Consider the following 12,312-nt stretch of genomic DNA (forward strand, 5'->3'; position numbering starts at 1 on the left):
CCCCACCGCTGTTTCCGAACCACCCCCCACCTGACCCGAGAGGGCCGCACGCAGTGACCAGCAACCAGAACGGTGCCACCTACGCCGCCGCCGGTGTCGACATCGAGGCGGGCGACCGCGCCGTCGAGCTCATGAAGCAGTGGGTGAAGAAGGCCAACCGCCCCGAGGTGGTCGGCGGTCTCGGCGGTTTCGCCGGCCTCTTCGACGTGTCCGCCCTCAAGGACTACGAGCGGCCGCTGCTGGCCTCGGCCACCGACGGGGTGGGGACCAAGGTGGCCATCGCGGCCGCCATGGACAAGCACGACACCATCGGCCACGACCTGGTCGGCATGGTCGTGGACGACCTCGTGGTGTGCGGCGCCGAGCCGCTCTTCATGACCGACTACATCTGCGTCGGCAAGGTCGTCCCGGAGCGGGTCGCCGCGATCGTCAAGGGCATCGCCGAGGGCTGCGCGCTGGCCGGCTGCGCCCTGGTCGGCGGCGAGACCGCCGAGCACCCGGGCCTGCTCGGCCCGGACGAGTACGACGTCGCGGGCGCCGGCACCGGTGTGGTCGAGGCCGACGCGCTGCTGGGCGCCGAGCGCGTCCGGGCCGGCGACGTGGTGATCGCGATGGCCGCCTCCGGCCTGCACTCCAACGGCTACTCGCTGGTCCGTCACGTGCTGCTGAACCAGGCCGGCTGGCAGCTGGACCGCAAGGTCGAGGAGTTCGGCCGCACCCTCGGCGAGGAGCTGCTGGAGCCGACCCGGATCTACTCGCTGGACTGCCTGGCGCTCACCCGCGCCACCGAGGTGCACGCCTTCTCGCACGTCACCGGCGGCGGCCTGGCGGCCAACCTGGCCCGGGTGATCCCGGCCGGTCTGCACGCCCGCCTGGACCGCGGCACCTGGACCCCGCTGCCGGTCTTCCGGACCGTCGCCGAGGTCGGCAAGGTGGCCACCCTGGAGCTGGAGAAGACGCTCAACATGGGCGTCGGCATGGTCGCGGTCGTCCCGCCGCACTCGGTGGACGTGGTGCTGTCGATCCTGGAGGACCGCGGCGTCGAGGCCTGGCTGCTCGGCGACATCGTGGAGCGCACCGACGAGCACGGGGCCGGCGCGACCCTCTACAACGCCTACGAGGGCTTCACGGCGGGCTGACGGCCCGTCGGACCGACAGGGGCCCCTCCGGCGAACCGGAGGGGCCCCTGTCGCGCGTCTGCGGCGTTCGGCGCCCGCGGGGGCGGCGGCACCGGTCGGCGGGAACGCCGAAGACCGGTCTGGCGCCCTCGGGCGCCCGGACCGGTCCGGCGAAGCTGCGGGTTACGAGCGGCGGGAGGCCTGCGACGGCCCGGTGCCCGGCTCGGTGTCGTCCCCGTCGTCGAGGTCGGCGTAGCGGGCGGCGTACTCCGCGTACGGGTCGTCGTCCTCGTCGTCCTCCTCGATCGGCTCGGGGTCGATCGGAGCAGTGGACGGCGATACGCCCAGCTCGTTGGACAGACGGTTAGCGTCGAACCCGCCGCTGTTGTACTTCAGCTCGCGGGCGACCTTCGTCTGCTTGGCCTTGGCCCGGCCGCGCCCCATGGGTCGACCCCCTCAACGATGGGGCTCACGGCCCCGAGTCTGACACGTGTTCATGATCAGGACCGGCCTGCCCGAATGGGAGGACCGTCCCTTGGAGCATTAACGGTACCTGTTTCCGCCGCTGGACGGTACGTCGTGGTTGTGACGTGGCGCGCACCGACCGCACCCGCGACCAGGTCTTCCCAGGTCAGGGGAGGTTTTGCGGCGTTTTGCACGCTGTCCGGAGGTGTTCGGGGTCCGTCGTTCCAGGACTGATTATCCCCCCTAGGGGGACCTCGGATCACCCGTTCGGGCGGAGAAGTGAGAATCCGGTTCCACATCGTGATGCGCGGGCGGCTCCGGGGTGGGGCCGCCCGCGCACCCGGACGTCGGAACGGGTCCGATCAGCCGCGGCGGGCGGCCGGCAGCAGCACCGTGCGCAGCGCGCTGATCTCGCGCATGCGCTTCTCGGCCAGGCGGTCGGCGGCGACCGCCGGCGGGATGCCGTCGGAGGCGGCCCGGGTGAAGATCTCCAGGGTGGTGTCGAAGATCCTGGTGGCCTTGTTCTTGGCCCGCTCGAAGTTGAAGCCGTCGATCTCGTCGGCGACCTGGATCACACCGCCGGAGTTCACCAGGTAGTCGGGGGCGTAGAGGATGCCGCGGTCGGCGAGGTCCTTCTCGACGCCCGGGTGGGACAGCTGGTTGTTGGCCGCGCCGCAGACGATCGAGGTGCCGAACTCGCCCAGCGCGGAGACCACGTCGTCGGTCAGCGCGCCGCCGAGGGCGCAGGGGGCGTAGACGTCCAGCTTGGCCTGGAGCAGGGCGGCGGTGTCGGCGACCACCTCCACCTCCGGGTGGGCGGCGCGCACGCGGTTCACCGCGGCCTCGAAGGGGTCGGTGACGACGACGGTGGCGCCGTCCGCGACCAGGTGGCCGACCAGGTAGTGGCCGACCTTGCCGACGCCCGCGACGCCGACCCGCTTGCCGCGCAGGGTGGGCTGGCCCCAGCGGGCCTGGGCGCTGGCGCGCATGCCCTGGAAGACGCCGAAGGCGGTCAGGATGGAGGAGTCGCCGGCCCCGCCGTGCTCGGGCGAGCGGCCGGTCACGAACGCGGTCTCGCGCGCGATGACGTCCATGTCCTGGACGTAGGTGCCCACGTCGCAGGCGGTGATGTAGCGGCCGCGCAGGGACTCGACGAAGCGGCCGTAGGCCCGGAGCATCGCCTCGTTCTTGTCCTTGTTCGGGTCGCCGATGATGACGGCCTTGCCGCCGCCGAGGTCCAGCCCGGCCAGCGCGTTCTTGTAGGACATCCCGCGGGACAGGTTCAGCGCGTCCTCCAGGGCCGCCTCCTCGGAGGCGTACGGGAAGAAGCGGGTGCCGCCGAGGGCCGGGCCGAGCGCGGTGGAGTGGATGGCGATGATCGCCTTGAGCCCGGAGCTGCGGTCGTGGCAGAGGACGACCTGCTCGTGGCCGTCGCCGGGGGCGCCGTCCTGCTCGGTGCGGAAGATCCTGCTGAGCACGCCGGGTGCGGGGTGCGTGGCGGGGGTCTGTACGTCGGTCACTGTGGTGACTCCAGTATCGAAGGCCCGCTGCTGTGGTGCGGGCGCCTAGGGCGAAGCGTAGTCGCGCGGGGTCGGCCGATCCGCCCTTCTGTCCGAGCTTGTGCCGGTTGTCCGAGGGGTGAGACGGAAGGGGGTCGAGGGTGCGGGCGCGAACGGTTCGGGGTCGCGCCCTCCCGGCGCCGCGCGGCGCGTGCGACCATGCAGGACGTGACCGTCGTACGCACTTCCGTACTGCCGCCCTACGCCGCCCACCTGCGGGTCTACGAGCCGCTGGCGGCCTACCCGGAGCCCGAGCGGGCGCGCTGGCAGGCCTATGCGGCGGAGCACGGCCCGGACGCCTCGGCGGCGGAGCAGTCGGTGGCGTCGGCGGTGCTGGAGGAGCAGCGGGCGGCACTGGCCGAGCTGGCCGCCCGGACGCCCCGGGCGCTGCCGGAGCAGGAGAGCGGTCGGGCCTACCTGCGGATCGTGGACGGCGTACTGTACGTGTGCCCGTGGGCCACCAGGCTGCGCAGTTGGCAGGCGCTGGAGGAGCTGCGGGCGGGGGCTCCGGTGGCGCTGCTGGACACCGCGCTGCCGCCGGTGACCCGGGCGGCCGCCGAGGCGGACCGGGAGCGCTGGCGGGCCGGGCACCCGGACGCCCGGCCGTGGATCCTCACCAGCCGGTGGGAGGTGCCGGTGCGCTGGTTCCTGCCGTTCGGGGACGAGGACCGCTGTTTCGTTCCGGGGGGAACGGACAGGGAAGAGGGGGAGGGGGAGCGGGGGAGGCCGGCCGCGCTGTTCTACCTGGTGCCGATGGCCCAGGCGCGACGGCGGGTGGCCCGGGCCTACCGGGCGCTGCGCGAGGCGGTGCCGGACGGGGAGCTGGTGCGCGGGGCGGAGCAGGTCGGGCGGTGGCTGGAGGAGTTCCACCCGCGCTCGCTGGTGGAGCTGGACTACGGGGGGCTGGTGCATCTGCTGGGGCCGGAGCGGCTGTTGGCGGACCGTTCGGCGGGGGAGCTGGAGGACGGGCTGCGCGCGCTGCGGGCCGGGGACGCGGCCGAGGCGCTGCGCGCGTACGGGGAGCTGACGGGGCGGTGGCGGCGGGTGCTGGCGCTGCGGAACGCGAACTGATGTCCGACCGCCCGGGTATGACTGTAAGAGGTCTTTGGTCCACAACCGGCGCTGACCAAGGTCCTGGTTCGGGTCAATAGCTGCCGAACGTGACACTACTCACCGTTGACGCGAACTTACCCCTATGTGCAAAAATGGGACAACCAGCCCAACTTCACGTGAGCGTGCCCACTTTTGGGTGGTTCTGGAGTCGATGCGTGCTTTGCGGGGAAACGGAGGGTCTGGTCCCCTCGTAACCGGACGTCACTGCCGTGTGACTGTCCGTTATGGGGTGGTCCATCGCCATCCGTCGGCCTTGAACCCGTGAGGGGTCAATTTTGGCGGTTTGGTCGATAGGGCTGGACGGATGGTGTAGTTGTAGACACCAGGACAAGCCGTTCGTCCTATAACCGACTCGGCCCGTCTATGCCATTTCGGGCATCGCGGGCCAAGGTGCAGAATTTGAAGGATAGAACCGCCCTGGTTCGGTTCTCCCGAGGAGGCCGCTCATGACCGCTCGTACCCCTGATGCTGAGCCGCTGCTGACGCCGGCAGAGGTTGCCACCATGTTCCGCGTGGACCCGAAGACGGTCACCCGCTGGGCCAAGGCGGGCAAGCTGACGTCGATCCGCACGCTCGGCGGACACCGTCGTTACCGTGAGGCGGAGGTGCGCGCTCTGCTGGCCGGGATTCCCGCTCAGCGCACTGAGGCCTGATAGGCCAAAGGCTCTTTCGAAGGGGCTGCTAACCGGACTCCGCCGGGTCCGGTCGGCAGCCCCTTTGTCATGCCCGTCGATCGACGGAATGCTTAACTCCGGATAACGATTCGGTGCATGTGAGGTGGGGGGGATTTACAGTGAATAACAGTACAATTTTACATATTAAATTAGTGCCGTGCGGAAGGGGTCGTTTCGAGGGAGAGTTCCCGGCGGTTCAGGTGACGACGGTCACACGGTCCGTGACTTGTGGTCTAGACCTAGTCCGGGGTAGACGACGGACGGTCAGAAAAGCAAGAGGCCCGGAACCTTGACGGTTCCGGGCCTCTCGCGTTACGGCGATCCCGACGGGACTTGAACCCGCGACCTCCACCTTGACAGGGTGGCGAGCTAACCAACTGCTCCACGGGACCAGAGTGTTCTGATCTCGTTCACTCGCTTGCCGCGCTGCGAACAAGACAGACTGTAGCCCATGGTGGGCCCCCAGGTCGAACCGGCTCCCGAAGGCCCACCCGCAGCTCAGAGGGCGGTGCGGCTCAGAGGGCGGCCCTCGCCGCCTCCATCGCCTTCAAGATCCGCTTCTCCGAGACCGGGCTCGGCGTGCCCAGCCCCTGGGCGAAGAAGCTGACCCGCAGCTCCTCGATCATCCAGCGGATCGCCCGCACCTCCGCGGAGGGCTGCCGCCCGGCCGGAACGGCCGCCAGCAGCTCCCCGTACGCCTGCTGCACCTGCTGGACCTTCAGCAGCTGCTGGGCGTCCCGCTGGGGGTGGTTGGGCAGCGCCTCCAGCCGGCGGTCCACCGCCAGCAGGTAGCGCTTGAGGTCGGGCAGCCGCTGCCAGCCGGTGGCCGTCACGAAGCCCGGGTGCACCAGCGAGGCCAGGTGCAGCCGCACGTCGTTCACCGCGTTCAGCAGCACCGGGCTGCTCACCGACTTCAGCCGGGTCGACGCCTTGTGGAAGGCGATCAGCGCGGTGGCCGTCTTCAGGGTGGTGTCGGCGGACAGGTCGTAGAGGTCCGCCCGCACCTTGTCGTGCAGCTTGCCGAAGGCCGCCTCGTCCCAGGCCGGGCCGCCGGACAGGGTCATCAGCCGGTCCGTCGCGGCCGCGACCACGTCCTCGAACAGGGCGGCGATCGAGCCGTGCGGGCTGTGCGACAGCGCCAGCTTCGCCTGGTTGCCCAGCCGGCCCTGGATCGACTTCGCCGGGGAGGTGGTGGTCAGCATCAGCAGTCGCCGGGTGCCGTCCCACATCGCCTGCGTCTGGGCCTCCGGGGTGTCGAACAGCTTCACGCCGACCGAGCCGCCCTCGTCCACCAGCGCCGGGTAGGCGCGCAGCGAGTGGCCGCGGGAGCGCTGCTCGAAGGTGCGCTGGAGCACCGGCAGGCCGGCCGGCCAGGCGGTCAGCCCGCCCTGCTCGATGCCCTGGCCGGAGGCCGCCGAGGAGAGCGTCTCCTTGAGCTTGGGCTTGAGCTTCAGCCGCAGCTCCTCCAGGTCCTTGGACTCGGCGAGCCGGCGCTTGCCGTCCACCACCCGGAAGGTCACCTTGAGGTGCTCCGGGACCCGTTCGTCGTCCCAGGCCTCCGGCGGCACCGTGACGGCCGTCAGGCGCTTCAGGGCGTGCTCCAGGGACGGCAGCAGCGGCTCCTGGCGGTCCTTCACCGCCCGCAGCGCCGCCCTGGCGAAGTCCGGGGCCGGCACGAAGTTGCGCCGGATCGCCTTCGGCAGCGACTTGATGTACGCGGTGACCAGCTCCTCCCGCAGGCCCGGGATCTGCCAGTCGAAGCCCTCCGCGGTGACCTGGTTGAGCACCGGCAGCGGGATGTGCACGGTCACGCCGTCCGCGTCGCTGCCCGGCTCGAACTGGTAGGTCAGCCGGAAGCGCAGCTTGCCCTGCTGCCAGTGGTCCGGGTAGTCGGCCTCGGTGACGCCGCCCGCGGCGTCGTTGATCAGCATCGACTTCTCGAAGCTCAGCAGGTCCGGCTGGTCGTGCCGGGCCTTCTTCCACCAGGAGTCGAAGTGCCGGGTGGAGACGACGTCCTCGGGCAGCCGGGCGTCGTAGAACTCGAACAGGGTCTGGTCGTCCACCAGGATGTCCCGGCGGCGGGCCCGGTTCTCCAGCTCCTCGACCTCGCCGAGCAGCCGGCGGTTCTCCGCGAAGAACTTGTGGTGGGTCTCCCAGTCGCCCTCGACCAGGGCGTTGCGGATGAACAGCTCGCGGCAGAGCTCGGCGTCGATCTTCCCGTAGTTGACCTTGCGCTGGGCGACGATCGGCATCCCGTAGAGGGTCACCTTCTCGTACGCCAGCACGGCGCCGGCCTTCTTCTCCCAGTGCGGCTCGCTGTAGCTGCGCTTGATCAGGTGCCCGGCCAGCGGCTCGACCCACTCGGGCTCGATCTTCGCGTTGATCCGCGCCCACAGCCGGGAGGTCTCCACCAGCTCGGCCGACATCACCCAGCGCGGCGGCTTCTTGAACAGGCCGGAGCCCGGGAAGACCGCGAAGCGGGCCCCGCGGGCGCCGCCGTACTCGCGCTTCTCCACGTCGAACAGGCCGATGTGGGAGAGCAGTCCGGCCAGCAGCGACTGGTGGATCCGGTCTGCGTCCGGCTCGGCGTCGGGATGCGGCTCCTCGATCGTCACGCCCAACTGCTTCGCCACGGTGCGCAGCTGGGTGTAGACGTCCTGCCACTCCCGTATCCGCAGGTAGTTGAGGAACTCCGACTTGCACATCCGGCGGAAGGCCGAGGAGGACAGCTCCTTCTGCTGCTCCCGGACGTAGCGCCACATCGCCAGGTAGGACAGGAAGTCGGAGGTCTCCGAGGTGAACCGGCGGTGCCGGTCGTCGGCGGCCTGGCGCTTCTCCGCCGGACGTTCGCGCGGGTCCTGGATGGAGAGCGCGGCGGCGATCACCATGACGTCGCGCACGCAGCCGTTCCGGTCCGCCTCCAGCACCATCCGGGCCATCCGCGGGTCCACCGGGAGCTGGGCGAGCTTGCGGCCGAGCGTGGTCAGCCGCTTGCGCGGGTCCTTCTCCTCCGGGTCCAGCGCGCCCAGTTCGTGCAGCAGGTGCACGCCGTCCTTGATGTTGCGCGAGTCCGGCGGGTCCAGGAACGGGAAGGCGGCGATGTCGCCCAGGCCGGCCGCGGTCATCTGGAGGATCACCGAGGCCAGGTTGGTGCGCAGGATCTCGGCGTCGGTGAACTCCGGGCGGGAGAGGAAGTCCTCCTCCGAGTACAGCCGGATGCAGATGCCGTCCGAGGTGCGGCCGCAGCGGCCCTTGCGCTGGTTGGCGCTGGCCTGGCTGATCGCCTCGATCGGCAGCCGCTGCACCTTGGTGCGGTGGCTGTAGCGGGAGATCCGGGCGGTGCCCGGGTCGATCACGTACTTGATGCCGGGGACGGTCAGCGAGGTCTCGGCCACGTTGGTGGCCAGCACGATCCGGCGGCTGTTGGAGCGCTGGAAGACCCGGTGCTGCTCGGCCGAGCTGAGTCGGGCGTAGAGCGGGAGGACCTCGGTGTTCCGGAGCTTCAGCTTGGTGAGGGCGTCGGCGGTGTCGCGGATCTCGCGCTCGCCGGAGAGGAAGACCAGGATGTCGCCCGGGCCCTCGTCCTGCAGCTCCTGGGCGGCCTCGCAGATCGCCTGGATCTGGTCCCGGTCGCGGTCGTTCTCGTCCTGCTCGTCGTCGCCGTCGTCCAGGACCGGGCGGTAGCGGACCTCGACCGGGTAGGTGCGGCCGGAGACCTCGATGATCGGGGCGTCGCCGAAGTGCCGGGAGAAGCGCTCCGGGTCGATGGTCGCGGAGGTGATCACGACCTTGAGGTCGGGGCGGCGGGGGAGCAGCTGCTTGAGGTAGCCGAGCAGGAAGTCGATGTTGAGGCTGCGTTCGTGCGCCTCGTCGATGATCAGGGTGTCGTACTGGCGCAGATCGCGGTCGGTCTGGATCTCCGCGAGCAGGATGCCGTCCGTCATCAGCTTGACCAGGGTGTCCGGGCCGACCTGGTCGGTGAACCGGACCTTCCAGCCGACCGCCTCGCCGAGCGGGCTGTCCAACTCCTCCGCGACGCGCTCCGCCACCGTGCGGGCGGCGATCCGGCGCGGCTGGGTGTGGCCGACCAGACCGCGGATGCCGCGGCCCAGCTCCAGACAGATCTTGGGGATCTGAGTGGTCTTGCCGGAGCCGGTCTCACCTGCGACGATCACCACCTGGTGGTCCCGGATCGCCGCCAGGATGTCGTCCTTCTTCTGGCTGACCGGAAGCTCGGCGGGATAGCCGATCCTCGGTACGGCGTTCCGGCGCTGCTCGACCAGCGACTCGGCGCGGTCGATGTCGGCGGCGATCTCGGCGGCGACCTTCTGCCGGGCCTCCGGCTTGCGGACCCTGCGGGCCCCCTCCAGCCGGCGCCCGATCCGCACCTCGTCGCGCAGGGTCAGCTCGGGCAGGCGGGCGGCCAGCTCACCGATGCCGGGACCCTCGGCGGAAGCGGGGGCGGACTGGACTGCGGGAGAACTCACTGCGGGCATCCCTCTAGGTTCGCAAGGAGGCACGGCGGAGCGCACCTCGGTTTTCGAGCCCCTCCAGTGTCACAGCCGCCGGTGGGGAATCGCGAACCCCGGGCGACTGGTGGCGGCGGGGCCGGTGGCGGGCGCTGTGGCGGGGATCGCGCAGCTCGGGCAACGATCCGGGGCGGTTCCGGGGTCGGGAGGGTGAGGAGGTGCTCATGGGAGCCCAGAAGGCCGTCCGGGACGAGGAGTTCCGGGCGTTCACCGGCAGTGCGTGGTCACGGCTGCTCCGGACGGCGTACCTGCTGGCCGGGGAGCGCCACGGCGCCGAGGACCTGGTCCAGCAGGCCCTGGAACGGGCCTACGTGCACTGGAACAAGGTCCGGGCGGCCGACGACCCCAACGCCTACGTCCGGCGGATCCTGATCAACGAGCACGCCCGACGGTTCCGGCGCAGACAGGTCGAGCACCTGGTCGACGCCTTCCCCGACCGCCCCGCCCCGACCGGGCCCGACCCGGACGACCGGACCGTGCTGCTCGCGGCGCTCGCCGCGCTGCCGCCCCGTCAGCGCGAGGCCGTCGTGCTGCGGTACTGGGAGGACCTCAGCGAGTCCCAGACCGCGGCGGCGATGGACTGTTCGGTCGGGACGGTGAAGAGCCAGGCGGCCCGAGGGCTGGCCAAACTGCGGGAAGCCTCCTCACGCAACGGACTGACCAGCATCGGAGGTAGCAGATGAGCACGGAGTCCTGGCCGGGGGACCTCGGGGACTTCGGGGGCCCCAGGGGCCCCTGGAACGGGGACGCGGAGGCCGCCGAGGCCGCGGTGTCGTGGGAGTTGGGGGAACTGGCCGACAGCGTCGAGGCCGGGCCGGTGCCGTACGAGCGGCTGCTGGACGGCGGACGGCGGCGGCTGCGGCGCCGCCGGCTGCTCACCGCGGCGGCGGTCGCGATGGCGGTCGCGCTGGTGGGCGGGGCGGGGGCGGTCACCGCGGGCGGCGGGTACCGGCCGGGGGGCTCCCCGGTGGCGGTGCCACCGGCCTCCGGCTTCTCCCTGACGGCGGCCCCGGCCACCGGGACGCCCTCGGCCGCGCCCTCCGGGACCGCCCGGGACCCGTTCACACCGATCCGGGTCAAGGTCGGCGAGGGGATCTCCAAGGGCCGGGCCCTGGAGGCCTGGATCGCCCTGTGGCCGGCCGCCCCCACCGCGGAGGCCGGCCGCGAGCAGGGCCGGCGGATCTGGGAGGAGCGGCACGCCGTCGACCCGCACCTGCCGCCAGACCCCGAGCCGAGCGCGCTGCCCACCCCCCAGCGGGGCGTGCTGCTGCACAACCCCGCCGTGGTCTGGGACCCGCACAAGGACCGGGCCGACATCTACCTGGTCGTGGACGGCAAACGGGAGCCGGGCGACTACGTGGACGCCGTCCCCGCCCCGGGCGGGACGACTCCGGGGGAACCGGACGACGCCATCAACGGCGTGCTGCTCACCCGCCTGGTCAATCCGGCGGCGAGCAGCCCGGAGATGGTGGTCGTCCGGGTGGGGCCAGAGGTCGCCAAGGTCGAGGTCGACTGGAAGGCCGGCGGTGCCGTCAGCGCGGTGCCGGTCGGGGTCGGGGACTCCACCAGCCGGTGGTACGCCGTGGTCCGCACGCCGGGCGCCATGGACAACACCGTCATCTCCTTCGCCGAGGACGGGACGGTGCTGCGGACCCAGAACACCTGGTGGTGATCCCGCGCCGGGCGGGCGGTGCCGCGGTGCCTCAGGGCAGCAGCGCGGCCTCGTCGGCGTCCGGCAGCCAGTCGCGGGCGGGGTCGTACTCCAGCCACCGGTTGCGGGCCGCCTCGGCGGTGAACGCGCCCAGCAGCCGGTCCAGTTGGGGGTTCGGGTCGGCGTTCTGCGCGGGTCGCCAGAGCAGTGACCAGGCGTAGAGCGGGGTCGGGTCGGTCAGCGGGACGGTGCGCACGGTCGGGCGGTCGGGCAGCGGGCTGTCGGCGGGGACGAGGGAGAAGCAGCCCGGGTCGGCGCCGACCTGGTCCACGAAGTGCTCCAGGCCCAGGTTGGTCGAACCGACCCGGTCGGTGATGCCGAAGCGGGTGGCGAACCGGGTCAGGAAGTCCAGCCGGTCCACGGCCGCCGGGTAGCGCAGCACGCTGTCCCGCAGCTCGACCGGGCTCAGCGAGTCCCGTCCGGCCAGCGGGTGGTCGACGCTCAGCAGCGCGTCCACCGGCTCCAGACGGACCAGTCGGTGGGTCAGACCGGCGTTCGCGCCGTTCGCGCCGTTCGTGCCGGTCGTGCCGGTCGTGCCGTCCGGCAGGGCGTGCACCCGGCCGAACCCGGCGTCCGACTCCCCGCGCAGCAACGCCGCGGCGACGGACGGCAGGTCCCGGCCGGGCACCGGCTCCACGTCCAGGCCGGGGGCGGCGTCCACCGCCTGCGCCAGCGTCCGCATCGGCGCGTACAGGTGGCCCCAGACGTCGATCCGCAGCGGCCGTCCGGCCCCGCGGACGGCCGCCACCGCGTGCTCCCCCTGCAGCAGCACCCGGCGGGCGGGCTCCAGGAACCGTCGGCCCGCCCCGGTCAGGGCCACTCCGCGGGCGTCGCGCTCCAGCAGCCGGGCTCCGAGGGCTGCCTCCAGGCGGGCCACGCGCTTGGACAGGCCTTGTTGGGTGATGCCCAGGCGGGTGGCGGCTCGGCCGAAGTGCAGTTCTTCGGCGGTGACGGCGAAGGCTCGTACCTGTGCCAGATCAAGGTCCACCGGGGCACCTTAGCGGGGGGTCTGTCGTTTGGGGTGGGGGCTTTCGGGAGGGTGGGTGAGGCCGGGGGCGGTTCCGGGGGTGGGTGCTCCGGGGGCTGGGTGATTTTCGGACTGCCGACCCTGTCTGCTGATGCCTGGCCGCCGTTGGCAGTCTG

The 12,312-nt window shown here is 71.6% G+C and carries 9 protein-coding genes and 1 tRNA gene; 5 read left to right on the forward strand and 5 right to left on the reverse strand.

What is annotated here, in order from left to right; all coding sequences use genetic code 11:
* The first annotated feature begins 53 nt into the window (after positions 1-53).
* Positions 54-1,139, forward strand: a complete 1,086-nt coding sequence (purM, locus tag ABTZ03_RS29470) for a phosphoribosylformylglycinamidine cyclo-ligase (RefSeq protein WP_350516149.1) — start codon at positions 54-56, stop codon at positions 1,137-1,139.
* Between the two features lie 162 nt (positions 1,140-1,301).
* Here purM and ABTZ03_RS29475 read toward each other — a convergent pair whose 3' ends face one another.
* Positions 1,302-1,562 carry a DUF3073 domain-containing protein gene (locus tag ABTZ03_RS29475; RefSeq protein WP_350516150.1) on the reverse strand — a complete coding sequence of 87 codons (261 nt, stop codon included), beginning with the start codon at positions 1,560-1,562 and terminating at the stop codon, positions 1,302-1,304.
* Positions 1,563-1,945: 383 nt separating this feature from the next.
* On the reverse strand, positions 1,946-3,103 hold the full coding sequence (locus ABTZ03_RS29480) for a Glu/Leu/Phe/Val dehydrogenase dimerization domain-containing protein (RefSeq protein WP_350516151.1): 1,158 nt from the start codon (positions 3,101-3,103) through the stop codon (positions 1,946-1,948).
* A 207-nt stretch (positions 3,104-3,310) separates the two neighbouring features.
* Between ABTZ03_RS29480 and ABTZ03_RS29485 the strand changes: the two genes are divergently transcribed.
* Positions 3,311-4,213 carry a DUF8083 family protein gene (locus ABTZ03_RS29485; protein WP_502894624.1) on the forward strand — a complete coding sequence of 301 codons (903 nt, stop codon included), beginning with the start codon at positions 3,311-3,313 and terminating at the stop codon, positions 4,211-4,213.
* 488 nt (positions 4,214-4,701) lie between these two features.
* Positions 4,702-4,908: a developmental transcriptional regulator BldC gene (gene bldC / locus ABTZ03_RS29490; RefSeq protein ID WP_014137253.1), complete on the forward strand. Its 207-nt coding sequence runs from the start codon at positions 4,702-4,704 to the stop codon at positions 4,906-4,908.
* A gap of 339 nt (positions 4,909-5,247) precedes the next feature.
* On the opposite strand, the gene ABTZ03_RS29495 is transcribed toward bldC, so the two are convergent.
* Both ABTZ03_RS29495 and hrpA read right to left on the reverse strand, forming a co-directional pair.
* A tRNA-Asp gene (locus tag ABTZ03_RS29495) sits at positions 5,248-5,321 on the reverse strand.
* A gap of 123 nt (positions 5,322-5,444) precedes the next feature.
* A complete protein-coding gene (gene hrpA / locus ABTZ03_RS29500; protein WP_350516153.1) occupies positions 5,445-9,425 on the reverse strand; it encodes an ATP-dependent RNA helicase HrpA in 3,981 nt (1,326 codons plus the stop codon).
* A 197-nt stretch (positions 9,426-9,622) separates the two neighbouring features.
* Between hrpA and ABTZ03_RS29505 the strand changes: the two genes are divergently transcribed.
* Together ABTZ03_RS29505 and ABTZ03_RS29510 are read left to right on the forward strand one after the other, a co-directional pair.
* On the forward strand, positions 9,623-10,141 hold the full coding sequence (locus ABTZ03_RS29505; RefSeq protein WP_350516154.1) for a SigE family RNA polymerase sigma factor: 519 nt from the start codon (positions 9,623-9,625) through the stop codon (positions 10,139-10,141).
* Positions 10,138-11,130, forward strand: coding sequence for a hypothetical protein (locus ABTZ03_RS29510; RefSeq protein ID WP_350516155.1), 993 nt, complete (start codon positions 10,138-10,140; stop codon positions 11,128-11,130). Before ABTZ03_RS29505 ends, ABTZ03_RS29510 begins: the two co-directional genes overlap by 4 nt.
* 31 nt (positions 11,131-11,161) lie before the next feature.
* Here ABTZ03_RS29510 and ABTZ03_RS29515 read toward each other — a convergent pair whose 3' ends face one another.
* The gene (locus ABTZ03_RS29515) at positions 11,162-12,157 is read right to left on the reverse strand and encodes a LysR family transcriptional regulator (protein WP_350516156.1); all 996 of its coding nucleotides are present in this window, start codon (positions 12,155-12,157) and stop codon (positions 11,162-11,164) included.
* Positions 12,158-12,312 lie beyond the last annotated feature (155 nt).

The sequence above is a fragment of the Kitasatospora sp. NPDC096077 genome, assembly GCF_040303245.1.
In the GTDB taxonomy this organism is placed as follows: domain Bacteria; phylum Actinomycetota; class Actinomycetes; order Streptomycetales; family Streptomycetaceae; genus Kitasatospora.

Coding starts and splice junctions, on each gene's coding strand:
- ABTZ03_RS29475 (WP_350516150.1), bottom strand. CDS start 1,562: ATGGGGCGCGGCCGGGCCAAGGCCAAGCAGACGAAGGTCGCCCGCGAG.
- hrpA (WP_350516153.1), bottom strand. CDS start 9,425: ATGCCCGCAGTGAGTTCTCCCGCAGTCCAGTCCGCCCCCGCTTCCGCC.
- bldC (WP_014137253.1), top strand. CDS start 4,702: ATGACCGCTCGTACCCCTGATGCTGAGCCGCTGCTGACGCCGGCAGAG.
- ABTZ03_RS29510 (WP_350516155.1), top strand. CDS start 10,138: ATGAGCACGGAGTCCTGGCCGGGGGACCTCGGGGACTTCGGGGGCCCC.
- ABTZ03_RS29505 (WP_350516154.1), top strand. CDS start 9,623: ATGGGAGCCCAGAAGGCCGTCCGGGACGAGGAGTTCCGGGCGTTCACC.